We start from the raw sequence: 24,494 nt of genomic DNA, 5'->3' as shown, positions 1-24,494 counted from the left end.
AATTAGTTATGTCGAAGTTTAACCTCTTATCCCGCACCGGGCTGACGCTGCTGGTACTCTCAAGCGCGCTGTTCTCCACCAGCAGCTTCGCGCTGAGCTGTAAGAAGAACGGTACCGAAGTATCGCAGACCATCGCGCTCACCGATCAGATTAACGTTTCGACCGCTAACCTGAAGCCGGGTACCCTGCTGTGGCGTTCACCGACGTTTACCTCCACCTTTACCTGTACCGATACGGATCACATGCCCAATGGTGAAGATGCGTATCTGTACTGGGATCCGGAAACCCGGATGCAGAATATCCACAACTCGCTGGAAGTCGGCGTAACCTATCTCAGCACCGATATTAAACCGGTAAAAGGTCAGAAAACGGATATCGGGCCAGGTACGCTCTGCCGCCGCAACCGTCCCGGCGGTGCATGCCAGTCTCCGGCGACCCCGCAGACCGTCACGGTGACCTACTCGGTTTATATTAAAGCCACCGGCAATCCGCCGCCGTCAAACGGCGTGATTAACGACACCAACCGCTACGCTATCTTCCAGGTTGACGGTGTTGGCGGCCTCAACAGCCGCCCGAATAGTAACTTCCGCGCGTGGGTCACCGGGCTTGGCAACATCCGCTTTATCGCCTGCAACCCGAAAATCACCGTCTCGGCGAACAATGGCTCAACGGTCAACTTCGGCAGCATCCCGGCGCGCAATGCCGTCGTCGGCGCCATTGAAAAACAGGTTCCGTTCAGCGTCCGCGCCGACCTGACCGGCGCCGGCCAGGATTGCCAGGGTCAGACCTTAATGGCCAGCTTCAGTACCCAGCAGCCGACTCAGGACACCAACACCATTCTGCCATCCAACGATAGCGGTTTTGGCATCCTGCTCTCGCGCGCCGATGCGCCGACGACCTGGCTTTCCATGAATACCCCGACGCAGTTGGGCATGATTAACGGCAGCGTGGTAGAAAGCAACTTCCTGGCCAGCCTGAAATGGCTAAGCGTTAAGCCCAAAATCGGCACCTTTAATGCGACGGCCAATATCGACGTTACCTTTAAATAGTGAAGCAAAATGCCGCTGACCAACACCGAACCGACCGGGTTACGCTATGTATTTCAGCCGATGTTCAACCGCGAAGGCAAAATGATCGCGGTTGAATGTTTGACCCGGTTTGCTCATCACGAGCCTGCTAGTCCGCAAGATATAGAACGGTTTTTCAGTGAGGCATCGGAATCACTGCGCGCCCGCATCCTGCTCGAACAAATTGAGCTGGTCAGGCAGCATCAGCAGTGGTTCCGCCAGAACGACGTCATGGTCACGCTCAACGTCGACGAGTCGACGTTGCATATGCTACATGATGATTTTATCGCCGAGTGTGTGAAAACCATCGGCTGCCTGCATTTTGAGGTTAATGAATTTTCCAACACGCTGGTGAAACGCACCCCGACCATCGACGCCCTGACGGACAAATACTCCTTCTGGCTGGATGATTTTGGCGCCGGTTACGCCGGGTTCGCCGCCCTGACGGCGCAACCCTTTCGTTTTATCAAGACCGACAAGAACCTGTTATGGAGCCTGCTGGAAAAGAAAAACGGCCAGCAACTGATGGACTCGCTGCTGCACTATTTTCAGGCGAATCAGTATCAGGTGATCGTCGAAGGTATTGAAACCGAAGCCCATCTTCAGTGGCTGGAAAACATGCCGTGGTTTGCCCTGCAGGGGCTCCTCTGGCGGGAACAAACCATTGAAGCCCTGGTGGCCAGCGTCGAGAAATAACCCCGCTTTTCCCCGGATATCCACTCCCCCGCTATCCGGGCTGTCCGTCCTCTCTTCAACTTATTCATTTTCTGGCATTTTTCCTTTCCCACCTCGTCTGTCCTCGCCACTCATATTGTTAACTTATTGTTGCTAGTGATCACAAAAATTAAACAATATGGCTATTTCATACGCATTTTTCAAAAATGTAGATATTTTTAATTTATGGCTACGAAATGAGCATCACCCCGACTCTCTGACTCTACCCGAGGAATGATTCTGATGAATGCACTGACCGCCGTAAAACCTCATGCTGATGATTTGGCCCACAGCTACACCGGTTTTTCCTTCGCTCCCTCTGCGCAATCGCCGCGTCTGCTGGAGCTGACCTTCACCGCCGAAACGACCGCGCAATTTCTTCAACAGGTCGCGCAGTGGCCGGTACAGGCGCTGGAATACAAATCTTTCTTGCGCTTTCAGGTCGGCAAGATCCTCGACGATCTGTGCGGCAACCAGCTGCAGCCGCTGCTGATCAAGACGCTGCTCAATCGCGCGGAGGGCGCGCTGCTGATAAACGGTATCGGCATTGACAACGTCGCTCAGGCCGATGAGATGGTCAAACTGGCGACCGCCGTGGCGCATTTGATCGGACGCTCCAACTTTGATGCCATGAGCGGCCAGTATTACGCCCGCTTCGTGGTGAAAAACGTCGATAACTCAGACAGCTATCTGCGTCAGCCGCACCGCGTGATGGAGCTGCACAATGACGGTACCTATGTCGAAGAAATTACCGACTACGTGCTGATGATGAAGATCGATGAACAGAACATGCAGGGCGGCAATTCACTGCTGCTGCATCTGGATGACTGGGAACATCTCGACGAATTCTTCCGCGATCCGCTGGCCCGCCGTCCTATGCGCTGGGCAGCGCCGCCGAGCAAAAACGTCAGCAAAGATGTCTATCATCCGGTTTTCGACGTCGACCAGCAGGGCCGCCCGGTAATGCGCTATATCGACCAGTTTGTGCAGCCGAAAGATTTCGAAGAAGGCACCTGGCTGAGCCGCCTCTCCGATGCGCTGGAAACCAGTAAAAACATTCTTTCCGTACCGGTGCCGGTGGGGAAATTCCTGTTGATAAACAACCTGTTCTGGCTGCACGGTCGCGACCGCTTTACACCGCATCCGGATTTACGTCGCGAACTGATGCGCCAGCGCGGCTACTTTGCGTATTCCACGAATCATTACCAGACTCATCAATAAAGATTCTCAGGCGAAGGAATTGAGCGGATGTATGATTTCGTGATTATCGGCGGCGGCATTATCGGCATGTCGACCGCCATGCAGTTAATTGAGATTTACCCGGATGCCCGCATTGCCCTGCTGGAAAAAGAGTCCGGTCCGGCCTGCCATCAGACCGGTCACAACAGCGGAGTGATCCACGCCGGCGTTTACTATACTCCCGGCAGCCTCAAGGCGCAGTTTTGCCTCGCCGGCAACCGCGCTACTAAAGCCTTTTGCGAGCAGAATGCGATTCGCTACGACGTCTGCGGCAAGATGCTGGTTGCCACCTCGCCGCTGGAGATGGAGCGGATGCGCGCGCTGTGGGATCGCACCGCCGCTAACGGCCTGCAACGCGAATGGCTGAGCGCGAGCGAGCTGCGCGAACGCGAGCCGAACATCAGCGGACTGGGAGGGATCTTCGTTCCTTCGAGCGGCATTGTCAGCTATCGTGAAGTAGCGGCGGCAATGGCGAAGATCTTCGAATCCAAAGGCGGAACGATCGTCTACGACGCCGAAGTCAGCGCCCTGAAAGAGCACGCCAGCGGCGTGGTCGTCCACACCCGCCAGGGCGGCGAATATGAGGCATCGACGCTGATCACCTGCTCCGGGCTGATGGCCGACCGGCTGGTGAAAATGATCGGCGTCGATCCCGGCTTTATCATCTGCCCGTTCCGCGGCGAATATTTCCAACTGGCGCCGCAGCACAACCAGATCGTTAATCATCTGATCTATCCGATCCCCGATCCGGCGATGCCGTTCCTCGGCGTCCACCTGACCCGCATGATCGACGGTAGCGTCACCGTCGGCCCTAACGCGGTGCTGGCGCTGAAGCGCGAAGGCTATCGCAAGCGCGATATCTCGCTGACCGATACCCTTGAGATCCTGACCTCGCCCGGCATTCGCCGGGTACTACAAAACAACCTGCGCTCCGGGCTTGGCGAAATGAAGAATTCGCTGTGCAGAAGCGGCTATCTGCGGCTGGTGCAGAAATACTGCCCGAGCCTGACATTAAGCGATTTGCGCCCGTGGCCTGCCGGCGTGCGGGCACAGGCGGTATCGCCGCAGGGCAAGCTGATCGACGATTTCCTTTTTGTTACTACCGCGCGTTCCATCCACACCTGTAACGCGCCGTCGCCGGCGGCCACGTCGGCTATCCCGATCGGCGCGCACATCGTCAGCAAGGTGCAAACCCTGCTGGCAAGCCAGAGCAATCCCGGACGCACGCTGCGTGCGGCACGTAGCGTGGAGACACTACACGCCGCTTTTATTCGTTAACCCCTTAAGACAGGAAGCGATTATGCAACTTAAAGATGCAACTCTGTTTCGCCAGCAGGCGCTAATTGATGGCCAGTGGCGCGATGCGCAAAACGGCGACGTGATTGCGGTGACCAACCCCGCCAACGGCCAGCAGCTGGGTAGCGTGCCGAAAATGGGCGCCGACGAAACCCGCGAAGCGATTGAAGCCGCCAACCGCGCCCTGCCAGCCTGGCGTGCCCTGACCGCCAAAGAGCGCGCTACGCTTCTGCGCCGCTGGTTCGATCTGATGATGGAGAACCAGGACGATCTCGCCCGTCTGATGACCCTCGAACAGGGGAAACCGCTAGCGGAAGCCAAAGGCGAAATCAGCTACGCCGCCTCCTTTATTGAGTGGTTCGCCGAAGAAGGTAAGCGCATTTACGGCGATACCATTCCCGGTCATCAGGCCGACAAGCGCCTGATCGTCATCAAGCAGCCCATCGGCGTTACCGCCGCCATCACCCCGTGGAACTTCCCGGCGGCGATGATCACCCGTAAAGCGGGCCCGGCGCTGGCCGCCGGCTGCACCATGGTTCTGAAACCCGCGAGCCAGACGCCGTTTTCCGCGCTGGCGCTGGCCGAACTGGCGAATCGCGCCGGTATTCCCGCCGGGGTATTTAACGTGGTCACCGGCTCTGCCGGGGCTGTCGGCAACGAACTGACCAGCAACCCGCTGGTACGCAAACTCTCCTTCACCGGCTCCACCGAAATTGGCCGCCAGCTGATGGAGCAGTGTGCGAAAGACATCAAAAAAGTGTCGTTAGAACTCGGCGGCAACGCGCCGTTTATCGTCTTTGACGACGCCGACCTCGATAAAGCCGTCGAAGGGGCGCTGGCGTCGAAATTCCGCAACGCCGGGCAGACCTGCGTCTGCGCCAACCGTCTGTATGTACAGGACGGCGTCTATGACCGTTTCGCCGAGAAACTGCAGCAGGCGGTGGAAAAGCTGCGCATCGGCGACGGCCTGCAGGACGGGGTCACCACCGGCCCGCTGATCGATGATAAAGCGGTAGCTAAGGTCGAAGAACATATTGCCGACGCCCTTGCGAAAGGCGCGCGCATCGTCACCGGCGGCAAACCGCACGCGCTGGGCGGCAACTTCTTCCAGCCCACCATCCTGGTCAACGTCCCGAGCAGCGCCAAAGTGGCGAAAGAAGAGACCTTCGGCCCGCTGGCGCCGCTGTTCCGCTTTAAAGATGAAGCCGATGTCATTGCCCAGGCCAACGATACCGAATTCGGCCTCGCCGCCTATTTCTACGCCCGCGACCTGAGCCGCGTCTTCCGTGTCGGCGAAGCGCTGGAGTACGGCATCGTTGGCATCAATACCGGCATTATTTCCAACGAAGTCGCGCCATTCGGCGGCATTAAAGCCTCCGGTCTGGGCCGCGAAGGTTCGAAGTACGGCATCGAAGATTATTTAGAAATCAAATATATGTGTATCGGCCTTTAACAGGAGAGCAGGACATGACCAGCAATAAAGCGTTAATGCAGCGCCGTAGCGACGCGGTGCCGCGCGGCGTCGGACAAATTCACCCTATCTTTGCCGACCGTGCGGAGAACTGCCGGGTATGGGACGTTGAAGGCCGTGAATATCTCGATTTCGCCGGCGGTATCGCGGTGCTGAACACCGGCCACCTGCACCCTGAGGTGATCGCCGCGGTGGAAGGCCAGTTGAAGAAGCTGACCCACACCTGCTTCCAGGTGCTGGCCTACGAGCCCTACCTGCAGCTGTGCGAAATGATGAACCAGAAAGTGCCCGGCGATTTCGCCAAGAAAACCCTGCTGGTGACCACCGGTTCGGAAGCGGTGGAAAACGCGGTCAAAATCGCCCGCGCGGCGACCGGGCGTAGCGGCACCATCGCCTTTACCGGCGCCTATCATGGCCGTACCCATTACACCCTCTCGTTAACCGGTAAAGTGAACCCTTACTCCGCGGGCATGGGGTTAATGCCGGGCCACGTTTATCGCGCGCTCTACCCGTGCGCGCTGCACGGTATCAGCGATGATGACGCGATCGCCAGCATCCATCGCATCTTCAAAAATGACGCCGCGCCGGAAGATATCGCCGCTATCGTCATCGAACCCGTCCAGGGCGAAGGCGGTTTCTACGCCGCCTCCCCGGCCTTTATGCAGCGCCTGCGCGCGCTGTGTGACGAGCACGGCATCATGCTGATCGCCGATGAAGTCCAGAGCGGCGCGGGCCGTACCGGCACGCTATTCGCGATGGAGCAGATGGGCGTGGCGCCGGATATCACCACCTTTGCCAAATCCATCGCCGGCGGTTTCCCGCTGGCGGGCGTCACCGGACGGGCGGAAGTCATGGACGCCATCGCGCCGGGCGGATTGGGCGGCACCTATGCCGGCAACCCGATTGCCTGCGCCGCCGCGCTGGCGGTACTCAAGGTTTTCGAACAGGAAAACCTGTTGGAAAAAGCCAATCAGCTCGGCGACAAGCTGCGTAAAGGCCTGCTCAATATCGCCGAAACACATCGCGAAATCGGCGACGTCCGCGGCCTGGGGGCGATGATCGCCATTGAACTCTTTGAAGAGGGCGATCACAGCAAACCCAACGCCAAACTGACGGCGGATATCGTCGCCCGCGCGCGGGATAAAGGCCTGATCCTGCTCTCCTGCGGGCCGTACTACAACGTGCTGCGTATTCTGGTGCCGCTGACTATCGAAGATGCGCAGATCGCGCAGGGACTGAAGATTATCGCCGACTGTTTTAACGAAGCTAAACAAGGCTAACACTCCTGCACCGGATGGCGACGCTCACGCGCCCCGTCCGGTTGCCTGTCGGTCGGATTGGGCGCAATCGCCATCCGGCAAACGGTGCCAAAAAACAATAAAAGGGGTTAATGATGGGGCAACTGTCGCAATCACATGATTTAGGGGGCGGGCTGAAATCACGCCACGTCACCATGTTATCTATTGCCGGCGTTATCGGCGCAAGTTTATTTGTCGGTTCCAGCGTCGCCATTGCCGAAGCGGGCCCGGCGGTGCTGCTCTCCTACCTGTTCGCTGGGTTATTGGTGGTGATGATTATGCGTATGCTGGCCGAAATGGCCGTCGCCACCCCGGATACGGGCTCCTTTTCGACCTACGCCGACAAAGCGATCGGCCGCTGGGCGGGTTATACCATCGGCTGGCTATACTGGTGGTTCTGGGTCCTGGTGATTCCCCTGGAAGCCAATATCGCCGCCATCATTCTCAACTCGTGGATCCCCGGCGTACCGGTATGGCTATTCTCGCTGGTCATCACCCTCGCCCTCACCGGCAGTAATCTGCTGAGCGTCAAGAACTACGGCGAATTCGAGTTCTGGCTGGCTATCTGCAAAGTTATCGCCATTCTGGCCTTTATCGTGCTGGGCGCGGTGGCCATCACCGGCTTCTATCCCTATGCCGAAGTGAGCGGGATTTCGCGCCTGTGGGATCACGGCGGCTTTATGCCTAACGGTTTCGGCGCGGTGCTCAGCGCGATGCTCATTACCATGTTCTCATTTATGGGCGCGGAGATAGTCACCATTGCCGCCGCCGAATCGGATACCCCGGATAAACATATCGTTCGCGCCACAAATTCCGTAATCTGGCGCATCTCTATCTTCTATCTGTGCTCCATTTTCGTGGTCGTCTCGTTGATTCCGTGGAACATGCCGGGGCTGAAGAACGTCGGTTCATACCGTTCGGTACTGGAGTTACTGCATATCCCCTACGCCAAACTGATTATGGACGGCGTGATCCTGCTGTCGGTGACCAGTTGCCTGAACTCGGCGCTGTATACCGCTTCGCGAATGCTCTATTCCCTGAGCCGCCGCGGCGATGCGCCAGCCATAATGGGCAAAACCAACCGCAGTAAAACGCCGTATGTGGCGGTGCTGCTCTCCACCGGCGCGGCCTTCTTAACCGTAGTGGTGAACTACTATGCCCCGGCGAAGGTATTTAAATTCCTCATAGATAGCTCCGGCGCCATCGCCCTGCTGGTCTATCTGGTCATTGCCGTATCTCAGTTGCGGATGCGCAAAATCCTGCTGGCGAAAGGCGGTGAAATTCGCCTTAAGATGTGGCTCTATCCGTGGCTCACCTGGCTGGTTATCGCCTTTATCACCTTCGTACTGGTAGTGATGCTGTTCCGTCCGGCACAGCAGCTGGAGGTGATTTCCACCGGCGCGCTGGCGATCGCTATCATCTGTACGGTGCCGATTATGTCGCGCTGGAAAAAGCTGCTATTGTGGCAAAAACTGCCGCTACAAAATACGCGTTAACCCTGTTCCCGGCGCAGGCCGGGAAATGTATTCAGGAGCAAGACTATGACCGCCATTCCCCAAGCGACGGCCATTGATGGATACCGCTGGTTGAAGAACGACATCATCCGCGGCGTTTATCAGCCTGATGAAAAACTGCGTATGAGCCTGCTGACGTCGCGCTATGAGCTTGGCGTCGGGCCGCTGCGGGAAGCGCTCTCGCAGCTGGTGGCCGAGCGGCTGGTGACGGTGGTCAATCAAAAAGGCTATCGCGTCGCCTCGATGTCCGAGGCGGAACTCCTCGATATTTTCGATGCCCGCGCCAATATGGAAGCCATGCTGGTGCGCCTCGCCATTGAGCGCGGCGGCGATGAGTGGGAAGCCGAGCTGCTGGCCCGCGCGCATCTGCTTAATAAGCTGGAATCCAGCGAAGCAAGTGAGCGCTTACTCGATGAATGGGATCAGCGCCATCAGGCGTTTCATACCGCCATTGTCGCCGGCTGTGGTTCGCAGTATTTACTGCAGATGCGCGAACGGCTGTTCGATCTGGCGGCGCGCTACCGCTTCATCTGGCTGCGCACCACGGTGCTGTCGGTAGAAATGCTGGAAGATAAACATGTCCAGCACCAGACGCTGCTGGAAGCCATTCTGGCGCGAGATGCCGAGCGAGCCAGCGCGCTCATGCGCGAGCACTTACTTACCCCCATCCCGATTATCCAACAGGCGATGGCCGGCAAACTGCTGTCGCAGCAATCCTGATTCAGGCAGCGGGCTTTTTATAATACGGCAGTTGTGTGACCGGATACTCGTAGTGTTCCTCCACCACGCAACGGTCCGGCGTCGCCATTCCCGAGTAGAAGAAAAAGTACTCCTGACTGTCCGGGAAAAAGACCAGATCGTCGCCGTTGCGAAAGCTGGTTACCCGATAGGGAATATGATTTTTGGTCTGCGCCTGACGCATGCCGGAAGCCACCTGGAAATGGTCGCCCCACTTCATGGTCGATAGCTGGTAATGAAAACGCGAGATGGTCACGTTTTTACGTAAAGAACAGGACAATTTTACCGCTGTGCCGGCGAAAGCCGGTGAAAGAAAGAAGCTTAATAAACTGATAGATAATAGAAATTTCATGAAGGTCTTATAATTTTAGGGTCAATATTTGACGGTAACATGATTTTCCTGCGCAGACAGGGATCGCGGCGGATTTTCTTGCCGCCGCGCCCTATTCCAGGAATATTCCTAATTATTCTCGCCGCGTAGCACCTCGCGAAAGTGCATCACCAGCGGGCGCTGGTTGGCTTTGTGCCATACCGCCCACAGCTGGGTCGAATAGCTCATCCACGGAATTTCCCGCAGCACGACCCCCTCAGGGGCGTTATGCCGCAGGCTGTGCTGGATCAGCGCCACGCCCAGTCCCGCCGCCACCAGCCCCAGGGCAGTTAATGGCTCTCCGGCTTCCAGACGAATATCCGGATTAAAGCCCGCACGTACGCAGGCGGCGACAAAATCATCGCGCGAATGGGCATCGTCGTTATGGATAACCGCGATCCACTGCTGATCGGCCAGCTGCGCCGGCTGCAAGTTTTCCGCCGCGGCCAGCGGATGGTTCTGCGGCAAAGCCAGCAGCATCCGGTCATCAAGCACCTGGGTATACTCCAGATCCTGTTCGCCCGCCGAAGGCGGCATGTCCACCAGCGAGAAGTCCAGGCTGCGCTGGCGCAGGCCCTCAATCTGCGTGGCGGGCGGCTGGCTATACAGCGCAATATGCACGTCCTGGCGCGACGTTCGCAGGGTGCGCAGCGCGGTAGAAAGCACGCCCGAGTGCATGGCGTTTTCGATATAACCGATACACAACCCGCCATCTTCGCCGCGCCCCAGCCGTTTACCTAATGATTCGAGACGGTTGGCGTGGGTCAGCAACGAGCGCGTTTCGGCCAGAAACGTCTGCCCGTCCGCCGTCAGGCGAATACGCTGCTGGTTACGTTCAAACAGCATCAGCCCTAGGCGCTCCTCCAGCTGGGCTATCTGGCGGCTGAGCGGCGACTGTGAAATATGTAAGCGTTCGGCGGCACGGCCAACATGCTCCTCTTCCGCTACCACCACAAAGTACTTCAACTGGCGTAAATCAATCATGTGAGACCTCAAAGGACTTAAGTCAGACGAATTATGTCCTATCAAGTCATAACACCGCAAGGTATTGTGATCTCCGTCACAGGGCGACAGCACAAATCGCCCGCACAGAACCCTTCCCAGACGGGAACCCAATATCGAGGACATCTTAGATGAGCATCAAACATATTCTGCCAGGCAACATTGGTTTAGGCGGCGCGCCGCTGGGTAACATGTTCCGTAACATCCCGGAAGACGAGGCGCACGCCACCGTCGCCGCCGCCTGGGATCTGGGCGTTCGTTACTTCGATACCGCACCGCTGTACGGGTCCGGTCTTTCTGAAATCCGGATGGGCGAAGCGCTCTCGCAATACCCTCGAGACCAGTTCGTTCTGAGCAGCAAAGTCGGCCGCATCATGCTTGATGAAATGGAAGACCCGGCGACGCGTGATTTTGGTGAGAAAGGCGGTCTTTTCGAATACGGCCTGAAGAACAAAATCCTCAACGACTACTCGGCCGACGCCACCCTGCGTTCTATTGAAGACAGTTTAAAACGGCTGAAAACCGACCATCTCGACATCGTATGGATCCACGATCCGGCGCAAGATTTCTACGGCGACAGCTGGCTGGAGCAGTTCAACATCGCCCGTACCGGCGCCTTCCGCGCGCTGACCCGCCTGCGTGAAGAAGGCGTAATAAAGGCATGGGGGCTGGGCGTGAACCGCGTCGAACCTTGCGAATTGACCTTAGCGCTCGACGAGCCGAAGCCGGATGCGTTCCTGCTGGCTGGCCGCTACTCGCTGCTGGACCACAAACGCGCCCTGCAGCGCCTGATGCCGGAAGCGCTGGAACAGAATGTCGATATTGTCGTCGGCGGCCCTTACAGCTCGGGCGTTCTCGCCGGCGGTGAACACTTCGAATACCAGAAAGCCTCTGCGGCGATCCACCAGCAGGTGGCGCAGATCAAGGCCATTGCCGCCCGTCATCAGGTGGATGTGAAAGCCGCTGCGCTGCAGTTTGCCCTGGCTCATCCGGCGGTGGCCGCCGTAATCCCAGGCTCCAGCCGTCCGGGCCGTATGGCGGAAGATCTGGCCGCGCTGAAAGCGACCATCCCAGCCGCTTTCTGGGATGAGATGCGCAGCCAGAATCTGGTGGCTGATAACGCGCCGCTGCCGATTCGTTAATTTTAGCGGGGCCGCAGGGCCCCTCTTAAAACAAGAGAGACAACATGAAACTGGATCTAACCCATAAAGTCGCCGTGGTGAGCGGCTCCACTTCCGGCATCGGACTGGGCATCGCTAAAGGCCTTGCCAGGGCGGGCGCGACCGTGGTCATCGTCGGCCGTCAACGGCGCGGTGTTGATACCGCCATAGCGGCGATTAATGCCGAATACCCCGATGCGCAGCTGCGCGGGGTGGTCGCCGACCTCAGCACTGAAGAAGGCGTCAGCGCGCTACTCGCCGCCGAGCCGCATGCTGATGTGGTGGTTAACAACCTCGGCATCTTTAACGATAAAGATTTCTTTAGCGTGCCGGATAGCGAGTGGCTGCACTTTTATAACGTCAACGTGCTTTCCGGCGTGCGCCTGTCGCGCCACTACGCGCAGGGGATGATCGATAACGGCTGGGGACGCATTATTTTCGTCTCCTCGGAATCCGGCGTCGCGATTCCTGCCGACATGATCAACTACGGCGTGACCAAAAGCGCCAACCTCGCGGTCTCCCACGGACTGGCGAAACGGCTCGCCGGTACCGGCGTCACCGTTAACGCCATTCTACCTGGCCCCACCTTCACTGAAGGTTTGCAGGAGATGCTGGCGGAAGCCGCTACGCAATCTGGCCGCAGCCCGCGTGAGCAGGCTGATGAATTTGTGAAGACCGCACGCCCAAGCTCGATTATCCAGCGGGCGGCGGACGTCGACGAAGTGGCGAACCTGGCGGTATATCTCGCCTCGCCGCTCTCGTCGGCCACCACTGGCGCGGCGCTGCGCGTCGATGGCGGCGTCGTCGACACCCTGGCAATGTAATTCTAATTATCTGAAATAAAGAGAGAAATAAAATGGCTACTACCACTGTATCTATCGAAATCCCGGCTTCTGTCGACCAGGTTTGGCAACTGATGGGCGGCTTTGACTCGCTGCCCGACTGGCTGCCGTTCATCCCGAAAAGCGTGGTGAGCGAAGGGGGACGCGTGCGTACGCTGGCCACATCCGATGGCGGCACGGTCATTGAACGTCTGGAAGCGTTTGATAACCGCCAGCGCAGCTATAGCTACTCGATCATCCAGGCGCCGTTCCCGGTCGTGGATTACCTCTCCACTATCGCGGTAGTGGCAACTGCCGATAGCAATATCACCCGCGTTGAGTGGTCCGGCAGTTTCACGCCGGTTAACGTCAGCGACGCGGATGCCGAAGCGCTGTTCAGCGGTATTTATCGCGACGGCCTGCAGGCGTTGAAAAATAACTTTAGCGCCTGATTGTTGCCAGGAATGGCCTGGCCATTCCTTTTATGAACAAAAGAAGAAAAGTCTATTGCCCGTTGCCCTCTTTTTCAGACAACGGGCGGGACATATCCTTTACGCCATCACGTTGCAACGGGCAACGTTAACGAAACAACTTACCAGGATTATGAACATGAAAACCGTATCGACTATTTTTTCCGCAGCCGCTCTTTCACTTTTTGCCTTTACCGCTTCCGCGCATAGCGTGACTGCAACCGGTAATACCCTTGACTCCGCTGAAGCGGTGATTGCCAAAAAAGCGAAAGAGCTGAATGCGACTGATTATAAAATCACCAGCGCCCATATGGGGAATAAAGTGACGATGAGCGCTGTGTTAGATAAGTAATTACTTCTGTATTCCTGGCAGGAATTCATAAAAAATGATATCCCAGAACCGGGGCCAACTTTCGGCTCCGTTATTCCTCACGCCCGGATTATAAGTACCGGTGCGCTCTTATAAGCCGGCGTCAGGCTCTCTTTATCGACCGCATCCAACGACAGCAAAATATTGGCCTCCGGTAGATAAGCGGCAATCGACGACGCCGCCATCGGTACGATAAACACCGTCTGATTCAACAGCGCTTTCTCGCCGTCCGGTTCGCCCCGCGCATCCAGCGCCATGATATTGACCCGATCCCCCTGCCTCAACTGACGCTTACGCGCCTCTTCCTCACTGAGGAAGATAATATCGCGACGGCCGGTTACGCCGCGATAGCGGTCATCCATGCCGTAGATGGTGGTGTTGTATTGATCGTGGCTGCGGATGGTAGTCAATACCAGACTATCCACCGGTAGCGCATCATCAACGGCGGCCAGATTGCAGACGTGGAACGTCGCTTTACCCGATTCGGTACGGTATTCGCCACGCGAAGCCGGGTTATCAAGGCGGAAGCCGCCCGGCGCGGCAATGCGCGCATTAAACTGATGGAATTCCGGGATCACCGCTTCAATCGCGTCACGGATCAGACGGTAATCACCCACCAACCGCTCCCAGGAGACTGGGCTATCCGGCAGCGTCGCGCGGGCCAGTCCGGCGACAATGGCCGGTTCGGAAAGCAGATGCGGAGAAGCAGGTTTCAGCGAACCGGTAGAGGCATGTACCATGCTCATTGAATCTTCGACGGTGATCGACTGTACGCCCGAGATTTGCAGATCGCGTTCGCTGCGGCCAAGCGCCGGGAATAAAAAGGTATCTTTGCCCGCCAACAGATGCGAGCGATTCAGCTTGGTGGCGATATGGACCTGCAGTTCCAGGCGGCGCATAGCCGGGAACGTACGCAGCGGATCCGGCATCGCTACCGCCAAATTACCGCCCATGCAGATCAGCCCGCGCGCGCGTTTATCCTCAATCGCTTTGATACTTTCGACCGAGGAACGGCCATGCTGGCGCGGCGCCTTGATGCCAAAGTAGCTCTCCAGTCGCAGATTAAACTCTTCACTCGGGGCTTCGTTAATGCCGACGCTTCTGTCGCCCTGCACGTTGGAGTGACCGCGCAACGGACAGATGCCCGCCCCTTTGCGCCCCATATTACCGCGCATCAACAGTAGATTAACCAGTTGTTGTACGTTCTGCGTGCCGTTGCGATGTTGAGTGATACCCAGACCGTAGCTAATGATCACCCGCTGATGACGGCTGTAGATCCCGGCGAAGTATTCGACCACTTCGCGTTTAACCCCCGCACCGCGCTCGATATCGTCCCACGATAGCGCTTCAAGATCGGCCAACAGCGCCGGATAGCCCGAAGTGTGCCCGGCAATAAAGTCGTGATGAATGACCGGATGCTGCGCATCTAAGGCCAGCAGCGCTTTCATCGCCCCGCGGAAGAACCAGGCGTCGCCGCCAACGCGGATCTGGAAATAGTCGCTGGAAAGGTCGGTATGCTGACCTAACAACATATCGGACGGCGACTGCGGAAAACTAAAGCGTTCCAGACCACGCTCGCGTAGCGGATTAACTGAGATGATTTTACCGCCGCGCTGCGCCACTTCCCGTAGCGTAGAGAGCATTCGCGGATGGTTTGTACCGGGGTTATGACCCACGCAAATCACCAGATCGGCCGCCTCGAAATCGCTAAGTTCAACGGTTCCTTTACCAATACCAATAGACGAGCCCAGCCCCGTGCCGGTGGGACTATGGCACATGTTGGAGCAGTCAGGGAAATTGTTGCTGCCATATTCCCGGGCATACAGTTGATAGAGAAACGCCGCTTCGTTGGAGGTGCGCCCCGAGGTATAAAACTCCATCTCGTCCGGCGCAAAACCACGCATGATCTCGCCGATTTCGGCAAAGGCCTGTTCCCAGGCGACCGGTTGATAGGTATCGCTGATGATGTCGTACTTCATCGGATGAGTGAGACGACCGTAATTTTCCAGCTCATAATCACTGCGCTGCCACAGTTCCGCAAGCGTATGATGAGCAAAGAATTCAGGCGTCGCTTTCTTTGACGTTGTCTCCCACGACACGGCCTTGACGCCGTTTTCGCACAGCTCCATCGGCGAGCGGTGTTCCGGGTCCGGCCAGGCGCAGCCAGGGCAGTCAAACCCTTTAACCTGGTTCATTTTAAATAGCGCGATGGTATCGCGCAGCGGCGTTTTTTGCCCCAAAACGTGGGTGGTACAAGCTTTAACGGCCCCCCATCCGCCGGCGGCTCCGGCGTATTGTTTCAGGCCTCGGGTATTATTAGTCATCAGAATACATCAGCGTTATTTTCAATCGCTCTTTATTAACACAGCGTTTCTGATGTGCTGATTCCCACCATGGAGTAACGGTAAGCGGATAAATAATAAAAAAGAAGTAGAATTATAATTCGAATAGCGTCCAGCATTAATAAAATACGAATTAACCATTAATAAACAAATGGTTATATTTATTTAAAGCATTGATTCAGGCTGTAATATGTCACCCAAATATCATTACATGGTAAACAGAACGTAAAACCACAGCATTAGCCCCCCAGGAAGGGGTAAATAATATTTTCGTTTAACTACCTACTATATTGCCGCCTCGTATAACGAGAGGCGGATTGGTGCGGCGGTTATTTACAATTGGTATCGATTTTTATCGGACGGTGCCTGCGGCAACAGGCACCGGGGAGAAATTACGCGCGCAGGCGAACCGGTTCGCTGAAATCGTCAGCCGGTTCGAGTTTCAGATTGAACGTTGCCAGCAGCGCCGCAGCGCGCTCGTGGAACTCACGCAGCGTTTTTTCGAGTCTTTCACGAACCTCGGGATCGTCGATGTCGACCGCTTGCCAGTCACCCTCTTTATCAAACAGGCCGAACTGGTAGCTATAAGTGAAACGAGATTCCTGTGCTTCCATTTCCATCCACCAGCCCCAGAATTCCCGCTTCTCCGGCGCTGGTTTAACGTTGACGCAAACTGCCAGGCAGTCGAAAAAAAAGCGGTTCTCTTCACACTGCCCTTCACGGATATAGGGGCCTAGCGCCGTGAATTTTTTAATCAGCTTACTTTTCAGGTGTCCACTCGGTAACGTCATTGCGATCTCCTTTAGTGATGCAACTGTTTTACCAAACCAATAAAATTTAGCAATATATTAACCAAATCTATGGTTGATCCAGCGGGCAATCTGACGCAATGCGTGATCGAAATTACGGTAAACCGGCTTAAACGGTATCTCCAGCAGCTTGCCATCCGCCGAGGAGGAGGTGATTAACCGCGACTCCTCTTCGGGGCTAAAGGGATCATCTTTCCAGTAGCCGGAGAGCATCGGCGTAGGGCAACGGCGGCCCAGCAAGCCCTGAGTTTTTAATGAATAACGGTTAAGTTCGACGCGCAGCGCTTCGTCGGAAGCATCGTGCATGCCAAGACGCGATGCCAGCACATCGAGGAACATCTCCGGCACCCGCGCCATCAGCTGCGGATCCACCAGCAGGTTATGCACCACCGGCCCCAGACAGGCTACCGCCTTCAGCCGCTGCGACTCCAGATACCCCAGACGAACCGCAATATTGGCGCCGAAGCGGAAACCAAATGCCGCCACACGGGTATGGTCAACCCAGGGGACATTCTGCAGATGCTGTAGCACGTACTGATGTAGCATGCTGGTGTCCTGGCTCAACGTCCACTTGGTTGAGAAACCGATGGACGGCATGTCGAGCGTCAGCATGGCGATACCCAGCGGGGCAAAATACTTCTCATACAGGCTGTAATAATCGGTTTGCAGCGAATCCAGACCGCCGCACATCAGCACCGTCGGAAACGGGCCTTCGCCTTTCGGCATATGCAGGAAGCCCGTCACCGGGGCGCCGCCGGGGATAGCGAATTCCAGTTCCCGCAGCTCGCCCGGCAGACGTTGCGCCGCCTCTTCATAGGCGCGATTGGCCAGCGTCTGCGCCTGATCGGCCAGCCCATCGCCCTTGATATGCGGGTAGGCGGCGATGCTATAGAGGTTGGAGGCGTGCAGCCAGTGGCGACCGCTCTGCAAAGGATCGGCTTCCTGAGTCGCTTTTTGCTGCCACATCATCGCTTGTTTAGTCCACTCATACACCCAGTTGCCGCCGCGATAGCCAATCACCGTATCGTAGAGCTCCGGGTCGGAGCGCTCGGCATCGCTCATCACGATGCGCGCCTGGACATCCCATATCTCCTGCGGCGAGACGCCGCGCCAGATCCACATCAGGCGATTGATTAAGCGATACCAGTGGTCGACGTGATTACCGCTCAGCGCGGTCTGCATGCCCTGATGCTGGCCGGATGAAAACCGACGGACCAGCGTTGAGGTTTCCGGATATTTGAATCGGGGTTTAAACAACGTTTCGCTAAGGTTAGCCTGTGACATGTGCCGCCTCCATCATGTTGCTGCTTTCGCTATTGTAACCCGCGTCAGGGTAAAAAAAACCACGCCCGGCATAACCGGGCGTGGTAATTATTCACCATTGGCGGGAATTAACGGCCAGCGATTGGCGGGACGAAGACGACGCCCATATCCCACGGCTGTTCAATCCAGGTATCCTGCGGGATATCAACCACATAATCATCAACCAGCGGACGGCCCGCCGGCTTAGCGAAAATGGTGACAAAGTGCGCTTTAGGATACATTTCGCGGATAGCGACGGCGGTGCCGCCGGTATCGACCAGGTCATCAATAACGATGAAACCTTCGCCATCGCCTTCAGCGCGCTTCAGTACTTTCAGTTCGCGCTGGTTGTCGTGATCGTAGCTAGAGATACATACGGTATCAACATGACGAATACCCAGTTCACGCGCCAGTAAAGCTCCCGGTACCAGACCGCCACGGCTAACGGCAATGATGCCTTTCCATTGTTCAACCGGCAGCAGACGGCTTGCCAGTTTGCGGGCGTGAATCTGCAACATGTCCCAGGTGACGACGTATTTTTCGCTCATGTGAATTGTCCCAGCCTGTGTATAACGGCTTAAATATTGTTCGAGGGGGAAAATGGTTGCGCGAGATTATAGAGACCTGACGCGCTAAAAACCAGTATTAAGCGCCTCCGGCAACGCTTTTTGCGTGCTTTACACTAGCAGAGCGCGTGGAAAGTGGTATTCTCAACCACATCGCGCAAGCCCGAGCTTGTAGTGAATCTTATTGCTAACCCTCGACCTGTAAACGACTTTTGCAGGTGACTGTAAGGAGACTCATCGTGTCTGAATTGTCTCAATTATCCCCGCAACCGCTTTGGGATATTTTTGCCAAAATTTGCTCCATCCCACACCCGTCCTATCACGAAGAACAGCTCGCCGAGCACATCATGGGTTGGGCAAAAGAGAAAGGCTTACACGCGGAACGCGACCAGGTTGGCAACATTCTGATTCGTAAAGGCGCGACCGCCGGTATGGAAAACCGCAAGCCGGTAGTTCTGCAGGCGCACCTCGATATGGTGCCGCAGAAAAATAACGATACCGTCCACGACTTCACCAAAGACCCGATTCAGCCGTACATCGACGGCGAATGGGTTAAAGCGCGGGGCACCACCCTGGGCGCGGATAACGGCATCGGTATGGCCTCCGCGCTGGCGGTGCTGGCCGACGATAGCGTTGCCCACGGCCCGCTGGAAGTGCTGCTGACCATGACCGAAGAAGCCGGCATGGATGGCGCGTTCGGTCTGCAGGCTAACTGGCTGCAGGCGGATATCCTGATCAATACCGATTCGGAAGAAGAAGGCGAAATCTACATGGGTTGCGCCGGCGGTATCGATTTCACCTCTAACCTGGCGCTGACTCGCGAAGCGATTCCTGCCGGTTTCCAGAGCTTTAAACTGACCTTGAAAGGGCTGAAAGGCGGACACTCCGGCGGTGACATTCACCTTGGTCTGGGCAACGCCAACAAGCTGTTGTCGCGCTTCCTCGCCGGCCACGCCGATGAGCTGGATCTGCGTCTGGTCGATTTCAACGGCGGTACATTGCGCAACGCCATCCCGCGTGAAGCATACGCGACCGTCGCCGTGGCTGCGGATAAAGCCGATGCGCTGAAAGCGCTGGTGAGTACTTATCAGGCGCTGCTGAAAAACGAGCTGGAGGCCAAAGAGAAGAACCTGGTGGTGCTGCTGGAAGCGGTCGATAACGGCAAAGCGGCGCTGGCTAAGGCTTCCCGCGACGGTTTCATCCACCTGCTGAACGCGACGCCGAACGGCGTGATCCGCAACTCCGACGTCGCCAAAGGCGTGGTTGAAACCTCGCTGAACGTCGGTGTTGTCACCATGACCGACGACAACGTACAGATCCACTGCCTGATTCGCTCGCTGATCGACAGCGGTAAAGACTACGTCGTCAGCATGCTGGATTCGCTGGGCAAACTGGCCGGGGCGAAAACCGAAGCCAAAGGCGCTTACCCAGGCTGGCAGCCGGATGCCAACTCTCCGGTTATGCACCTGGTGCGCGAGACCTATCAGCGTCTGTTCAACAAGACGCCGAACATCCAGATTATCCATGCTGGTCTGGAATGCGGTCTGTTCAAAAAACCGTATCCGGACATGGACATGGTCTCCATCGGCCCAACCATTACCGGCCCGCACTCTCCGGATGAGCAGGTTCATATCGAGAGCGTCGGCCAGTACTGGACGCTGCTGACCGAGCTGCTGAAAGCCATTCCGGCGAAGTAAGCCATACACCGGCGGCCTACCGTTAATTTGTTCACCACGCCGCCTCAAAATCCCCGGTGGCGCTACCGCTTACCGGGGCTACAGTAATGTGCAGTTTGGTAGTCTCCGGGAAAATCCCTGGCGGCGACTGGACCGCAACAGACTCTTAGCGTTATGAGATAAAGGCTTTTCTCAAGCTAAAAAAGTCGCAAACCGATAACAGTATCTATTCAGCCTTCCCCGAACCGCGTTTTTCCATTCGATAGTTGGTGAACCACTCCCCACGCGATTCAACTCGCTGCTCAGCAACGACACAAAACCCCTGACGAAGAAAACTGGATCGTGCCGTTATGCTCGCATCAACCGACAATATCTTTCCCGGAAGGCTGGCGCAGACCGCCCCGATGAGCGCATGACCGATTCCACGACGGGTATAATCCGGCGAGACGAAAAAGAGGTCGATATAATCATTAACAACAGTGATAAATCCAACCGGCTGATTATCAATAACCGCAACCAGCACTTGCGAATGCGCAAATTTCTGCCGCCAGCGGGATTCATCAACCTGCGCCCAGGCGGCAATTTGCGCGGGAGAATAATCCCGGCTGGCGGTCTCTTTAACCGCACGCAAAAAAATGGCGCATAGCGCCGGAAAATCATCTTCTAAATACGCCCTGATCGTTAACATCGTTATAGTCCAAGTACCAGTTGTCGTTCGAGCTGTGGGTCGAGCAGCGTCACGTGTAACCCCACCAGCCGCACGCCGCGGCTGCCCCGACGCTCAAGCCAGGCGTTGCGCGCGGTCGCGATTAAATCCTCTTTGTTTAACCGCGGCCAGACGTGCTCCTGAGTAGTGAGCTGGAAATCGTTAAACTTCAGTTTGATGCCCTGACGCGCGATCAGTAGATCCGGTTTTACCTTCGCCAGACGGCGTTCCAGCTCGGGATAGAGATTTTCGATAATCGCTTCGCAGTCTGACCACTCGTGAATATCTTCCGCCAGAGTGCGCTCGACGCCGACCGATTTACGCTGACGATCGTTATGGATTTCTCGCTCGTCAATGCCGTGGCTGCGCTCCCACAGGATACGGCCAAACTTACCAAAACGTTTAAGCAGCATCGCCAGATCGCTGTTTTGCACGTCGCCACAGGTACGCAGCCCCATATTTTCCAGCTTCGCCGCCGACACCTTCCCGACGCCGGGAATTTTCGCCAGCGGCAGAGAGCGCACAAACTCCGCCACCTGATGCGGGGCAATGACGAACTGGCCATTCGGCTTGTTCATATCTGAGGCAATTTTAGCGAGGAATTTTACCGGCGCCACGCCCGCTGAAGCGGTGAGATTCAGTTCACGCTCGATGGTCTGGCGGATCTCCTGGGCCATCAGCGTGGCAGAGCCGTGGCAGTGTACGCTGTCGCTCACGTCAAGGTAGGCTTCATCCAGCGACAGCGGCTCGATTAACGAGGTATAGCGGGAGAAAATTTCGCGGATGTGGTTCGAGGCTTCTTTGTAGGCATCAAAGCGCCCCGGCAGCAGCGTGAGGTGCGGACACAGTTTAAGCGCCGTCGCCGTCGGCATCGCGCTGCGCACGCCAAACTTACGCGCAGGATAGTTCGCGGTACTAATCACGCCACGTTGTACCCGACTGCCGCCGATTGCAATGGGGATATCGCGCAACGCCGGGTTGTCACGCATTTCCACCGCTGCGAAGAAGCAGTCCATATCGACATGGATAATTTTACGCATCGCCTTGCCCAACACTGTATACCCATACAGCATAGCAAAACTACACGCAAATTTTATTCTTTTTTTAATTCAACCGCCAAAAAAGCTGTTACAACATAAAAGTGAAACAAATCACCTTTATTTTCATACATTTAAATAATGAATCAGGAAGATACAATCATGAAGAAAATACTCACGGTACTCTGTCTGCTGGCGACCGGCAGCGTTTTCGCCAATCCGCAGCTGATTGCCCACCGCGGCGGTACCGGCGATGCGCCGGAAAACACCCTACCGGCCATCAAACTGGCGCTGGAAAACCACGCGCAGGCCATCTGGGTCACGGTACAGCTAAGCCGCGATGGCGTACCGGTACTCTATCGCTCAAGCGATCTCTCCGCCCTGACCAACGCCGAGGGCAAGGTCTCAAGCTTAACCGCCGCCGAGCTGGCAAAAGTCGATGCCGGCTGGAAATGGGGCGATGACAACCATCCGTGGCGCGGCAAGCAGGCCACGATCCCGACCTTACAAAGCGTGCTGCAGCAGTGGCCGCAGACCTTCTTCTACATCGATATAAAATCACCGGATGCCGATCCGGCAGTGATGGGCGAACGCCTGCTGGAGGTGTTAAAAAATACCCATAGCCTCGACCGGGTACGGGTTTATTCCACCGAAGACCGCTATATCGCCGCTCTGCCGCAACCGATCCCCCGCTTTGTTAGCCGCAGCGAAACCCGAACCAGGCTTGCAAACGTTTCGCTCAGCCACCAGTGCCAGCAAGACAGCCAGCGCGACGGCGATAAGTGGTACGGGCTGGAACTAAAGCGCAAGGTGGAGGTAGTCGAGAAGTTTACCCTTGGTGAAGGCGTTTCTCCGGCGACGCTCACCTGGGATAAAGAGGCGATGGATTGCTTCCGCTCGCAGGGCCAGGCCCACATCATTTTCTTCGGCATCAATAGCGCGGAAAATTATCGAACGGCGAAAGAATTAGGCGCCGACGGCGTGATGGTGGATTCTCCGGCGCAGGCGAAAAACTGGCAGTAAGATAAAAAAGGCCGCGAAAGCGGCCTGAAAAACGCAAGCGTAGCGCCGTCGGCGCATTAGAGAATGCGCTGCTGCTGGCGCTGCGCCTCGCGGGCGAGACGTTTCTTACGCGCATCGCACGGTTCCGGACAGTCGCAGACTTTCTCCAGCCCCAGCGAGGAGATCCCGCCGCAGCTGCCTTGAATACTCTTACGCTTCACCAGGTAGCCCAGGGACATGCCGAGGATCACCAGCGCAAAAATCACAAAGGTCGCGACAAATACCGTCCACATCATCAGCCTCCAAAGTCATCGAGCATGATGTTCTCATCTTCGACGCCCAGATCTTTGAGCATTTTAATCACAGCGGCGTTCATCACCGGCGGCCCGCACATATAGAACTCGCAATCTTCCGGCGCCGGATGGTCGCGCAGATAGTTTTCATACAGAACATTATGGATAAAGCCCGTATGCCCGGTCCAGTTATCTTCCGGCAGCGGATCGGAGAGCGCGACGTGGAAGGTAAAATTGGGGTTTTCGCGCGCCAGCTGTTCAAACTCATCGTCATAGAACATTTCGCGCAGCGAACGCGCGCCGTACCAGAAGCTGATTTTACGCGTGCTGTGCAGGCGCTTAAGCTGGTCAAAGATGTGTGAACGCATCGGCGCCATGCCCGCTCCGCCGCCGATAAACACCATCTCGGCGTCGGTCTCTTTGGCAAAGAACTCGCCAAACGGCCCGGAAATCGTCACCTTATCGCCAGGCTTCAGCGACCAGATATAGGACGACATAATCCCCGGCGGCGCATCCGGAACCTTCGGCGGCGGCGTGGCGATACGCACGTTGAGCATAATGATGCCCTCCTCTTCCGGATAGTTAGCCATCGAGTAGGCGCGCAGGGTCGGCTCTTTCACCTCAGAGACATAGCGGAACAGGTTGAACTTGTCCCAGTCTGAGCGATATTCATCGGGAATATCAAAGTCGGCATAGGCCACTTTATGCGACGGGCATTCGATCTGAATATAACCGCCGGCGCGGAACGGCACCGCTTCACCATCCGGCACCCGTAATTTGAGCTCTTTAATGAAGGTCGCTTTGTTATCATTAGAGATAACCTCGCACTCCCATTTTTTCACGCCGAAAATCTCTTCCGGCAGCTCAATTTTCATATTCTGCTTCACCGCCACCTGGCAGGCCAGGCGGCACCCTTCTTTGGCTTCGCGTTTGGTGATATGCGAAAGCTCTGTCGGCAGAATATCGCCGCCGCCTTCTTTGATGGTCACCCGGCACTGGCCGCAGGAGCCGCCGCCGCCGCAGGCGGAAGAGACGAAGATACCGTTGCTGGAGAGCGTGTTCAGCAGTTTGTCGCCCGCCGGCGTGCGGATCTGTTTATCCGCTTCGTTATTGATTTCAATAACCACGTCGCCCGCGTTCACCAGCTTCGAGCGCGCCACCAGAATAAGCCCCGACAGGACCAGCACGATCAGCGTGAACATCACCACGCCAAGAATAATTTCCATACTTT

General features: G+C 56.5%; 24 protein-coding genes. 14 read left to right on the top strand and 10 right to left on the bottom strand.

Annotated features, from left to right (window positions below; genetic code table 11):
- Positions 1–8: 8 nt before the first annotated feature.
- The 8 genes from ABLU78_RS10990 (at position 9) to csiR (ending at position 9,319) form a co-directional block, all read left to right on the top strand.
- Positions 9–1,049, top strand: a complete 1,041-nt coding sequence (locus tag ABLU78_RS10990; RefSeq protein WP_015368067.1) for a fimbrial protein — start codon at positions 9–11, stop codon at positions 1,047–1,049.
- 9 nt (positions 1,050–1,058) lie between these two features.
- Positions 1,059–1,763: an EAL domain-containing protein gene (locus ABLU78_RS10985; protein WP_015704499.1), complete on the top strand. Its 705-nt coding sequence runs from the start codon at positions 1,059–1,061 to the stop codon at positions 1,761–1,763.
- Between the two features lie 261 nt (positions 1,764–2,024).
- Complete coding sequence (gene glaH / locus ABLU78_RS10980; protein WP_032707504.1) at positions 2,025–3,002, top strand: glutarate dioxygenase GlaH; 978 nt, start codon at positions 2,025–2,027, stop codon at positions 3,000–3,002.
- A gap of 27 nt (positions 3,003–3,029) precedes the next feature.
- On the top strand, positions 3,030–4,298 hold the full coding sequence (gene lhgO / locus ABLU78_RS10975) for an L-2-hydroxyglutarate oxidase (RefSeq protein WP_032712685.1): 1,269 nt from the start codon (positions 3,030–3,032) through the stop codon (positions 4,296–4,298).
- A gap of 22 nt (positions 4,299–4,320) precedes the next feature.
- The gene (gene gabD / locus ABLU78_RS10970; RefSeq protein WP_015368063.1) at positions 4,321–5,769 is read left to right on the top strand and encodes an NADP-dependent succinate-semialdehyde dehydrogenase; all 1,449 of its coding nucleotides are present in this window, start codon (positions 4,321–4,323) and stop codon (positions 5,767–5,769) included.
- Between the two features lie 14 nt (positions 5,770–5,783).
- Positions 5,784–7,067 (top strand): 4-aminobutyrate--2-oxoglutarate transaminase, encoded by a 1,284-nt coding sequence (gene gabT, locus ABLU78_RS10965; protein ID WP_015368062.1) that lies wholly within the window; start codon positions 5,784–5,786, stop codon positions 7,065–7,067.
- A gap of 113 nt (positions 7,068–7,180) precedes the next feature.
- Positions 7,181–8,581: a GABA permease gene (gene gabP, locus ABLU78_RS10960; protein ID WP_015704496.1), complete on the top strand. Its 1,401-nt coding sequence runs from the start codon at positions 7,181–7,183 to the stop codon at positions 8,579–8,581.
- Positions 8,582–8,626: 45 nt separating this feature from the next.
- Positions 8,627–9,319: a DNA-binding transcriptional regulator CsiR gene (gene csiR / locus ABLU78_RS10955; protein WP_015368060.1), complete on the top strand. Its 693-nt coding sequence runs from the start codon at positions 8,627–8,629 to the stop codon at positions 9,317–9,319.
- 1 nt (position 9,320) lies between these two features.
- On the opposite strand, the gene ABLU78_RS10950 is transcribed toward csiR, so the two are convergent.
- Both ABLU78_RS10950 and ABLU78_RS10945 read right to left on the bottom strand, forming a co-directional pair.
- Entirely contained in the window at positions 9,321–9,617 is a 297-nt protein-coding gene (locus ABLU78_RS10950) for a hypothetical protein (protein WP_226925546.1), read from the bottom strand.
- 180 nt (positions 9,618–9,797) lie between these two features.
- Positions 9,798–10,691: a LysR substrate-binding domain-containing protein gene (locus ABLU78_RS10945; protein WP_048228397.1), complete on the bottom strand. Its 894-nt coding sequence runs from the start codon at positions 10,689–10,691 to the stop codon at positions 9,798–9,800.
- Positions 10,692–10,840: 149 nt separating this feature from the next.
- Here ABLU78_RS10945 and ABLU78_RS10940 point away from each other — a divergent pair, with 149 nt between their 5' ends.
- From ABLU78_RS10940 to ABLU78_RS10925, 4 genes are all read left to right on the top strand, one after another.
- Complete coding sequence (locus ABLU78_RS10940) at positions 10,841–11,851, top strand: aldo/keto reductase (RefSeq protein ID WP_015704493.1); 1,011 nt, start codon at positions 10,841–10,843, stop codon at positions 11,849–11,851.
- A gap of 44 nt (positions 11,852–11,895) precedes the next feature.
- Positions 11,896–12,693, top strand: a complete 798-nt coding sequence (locus tag ABLU78_RS10935) for an SDR family oxidoreductase (protein WP_015704492.1) — start codon at positions 11,896–11,898, stop codon at positions 12,691–12,693.
- Between the two features lie 32 nt (positions 12,694–12,725).
- Positions 12,726–13,142 carry an SRPBCC family protein gene (locus ABLU78_RS10930; protein WP_047042456.1) on the top strand — a complete coding sequence of 139 codons (417 nt, stop codon included), beginning with the start codon at positions 12,726–12,728 and terminating at the stop codon, positions 13,140–13,142.
- Positions 13,143–13,299: 157 nt separating this feature from the next.
- Positions 13,300–13,512, top strand: a complete 213-nt coding sequence (locus ABLU78_RS10925) for a DUF1471 domain-containing protein (protein ID WP_045388411.1) — start codon at positions 13,300–13,302, stop codon at positions 13,510–13,512.
- 77 nt (positions 13,513–13,589) lie between these two features.
- Here ABLU78_RS10925 and ABLU78_RS10920 read toward each other — a convergent pair whose 3' ends face one another.
- The 4 genes from ABLU78_RS10920 to gpt all read right to left on the bottom strand — a co-directional run bounded on the left by ABLU78_RS10920 (position 13,590) and on the right by gpt (position 18,531).
- The gene (locus ABLU78_RS10920) at positions 13,590–15,854 is read right to left on the bottom strand and encodes an FdhF/YdeP family oxidoreductase (RefSeq protein ID WP_048228395.1); all 2,265 of its coding nucleotides are present in this window, start codon (positions 15,852–15,854) and stop codon (positions 13,590–13,592) included.
- A gap of 410 nt (positions 15,855–16,264) precedes the next feature.
- Complete coding sequence (crl, locus tag ABLU78_RS10915) at positions 16,265–16,663, bottom strand: sigma factor-binding protein Crl (protein ID WP_015368042.1); 399 nt, start codon at positions 16,661–16,663, stop codon at positions 16,265–16,267.
- Positions 16,664–16,720: 57 nt separating this feature from the next.
- Entirely contained in the window at positions 16,721–17,965 is a 1,245-nt protein-coding gene (gene frsA / locus ABLU78_RS10910) for an esterase FrsA (protein ID WP_015368041.1), read from the bottom strand.
- 107 nt (positions 17,966–18,072) lie between these two features.
- On the bottom strand, positions 18,073–18,531 hold the full coding sequence (gene gpt, locus ABLU78_RS10905; RefSeq protein WP_002889733.1) for a xanthine phosphoribosyltransferase: 459 nt from the start codon (positions 18,529–18,531) through the stop codon (positions 18,073–18,075).
- A 257-nt stretch (positions 18,532–18,788) separates the two neighbouring features.
- Between gpt and pepD the strand changes: the two genes are divergently transcribed.
- A complete protein-coding gene (gene pepD / locus ABLU78_RS10900; protein WP_032712675.1) occupies positions 18,789–20,246 on the top strand; it encodes a cytosol nonspecific dipeptidase in 1,458 nt (485 codons plus the stop codon).
- A gap of 205 nt (positions 20,247–20,451) precedes the next feature.
- Here the strand turns inward: pepD and ABLU78_RS10895 are convergent, their stop codons facing one another.
- Together ABLU78_RS10895 and dinB are read right to left on the bottom strand one after the other, a co-directional pair.
- Positions 20,452–20,913 (bottom strand): GNAT family N-acetyltransferase, encoded by a 462-nt coding sequence (locus ABLU78_RS10895; RefSeq protein WP_032712674.1) that lies wholly within the window; start codon positions 20,911–20,913, stop codon positions 20,452–20,454.
- 2 nt (positions 20,914–20,915) lie between these two features.
- On the bottom strand, positions 20,916–21,971 hold the full coding sequence (dinB, locus tag ABLU78_RS10890; protein WP_015704475.1) for a DNA polymerase IV: 1,056 nt from the start codon (positions 21,969–21,971) through the stop codon (positions 20,916–20,918).
- A gap of 159 nt (positions 21,972–22,130) precedes the next feature.
- Between dinB and ABLU78_RS10885 the strand changes: the two genes are divergently transcribed.
- Positions 22,131–22,991, top strand: coding sequence for a glycerophosphodiester phosphodiesterase family protein (locus tag ABLU78_RS10885; protein ID WP_045388405.1), 861 nt, complete (start codon positions 22,131–22,133; stop codon positions 22,989–22,991).
- A gap of 56 nt (positions 22,992–23,047) precedes the next feature.
- Here the strand turns inward: ABLU78_RS10885 and nqrM are convergent, their stop codons facing one another.
- Positions 23,048–23,263 (bottom strand): (Na+)-NQR maturation NqrM, encoded by a 216-nt coding sequence (nqrM, locus tag ABLU78_RS10880; protein WP_015368113.1) that lies wholly within the window; start codon positions 23,261–23,263, stop codon positions 23,048–23,050.
- A 2-nt stretch (positions 23,264–23,265) separates the two neighbouring features.
- On the bottom strand, positions 23,266–24,489 hold the full coding sequence (gene nqrF, locus ABLU78_RS10875; protein ID WP_015368114.1) for an NADH:ubiquinone reductase (Na(+)-transporting) subunit F: 1,224 nt from the start codon (positions 24,487–24,489) through the stop codon (positions 23,266–23,268).
- Between the last annotated feature and the right edge of the window lie 5 nt (positions 24,490–24,494).

Source organism: Klebsiella sp. JN_Kp122 (assembly GCF_040062085.1).
GTDB classification, from domain to species: domain Bacteria; phylum Pseudomonadota; class Gammaproteobacteria; order Enterobacterales; family Enterobacteriaceae; genus Klebsiella; species Klebsiella aerogenes.
This window is presented reverse-complemented; position numbering and strand designations above follow the sequence as displayed.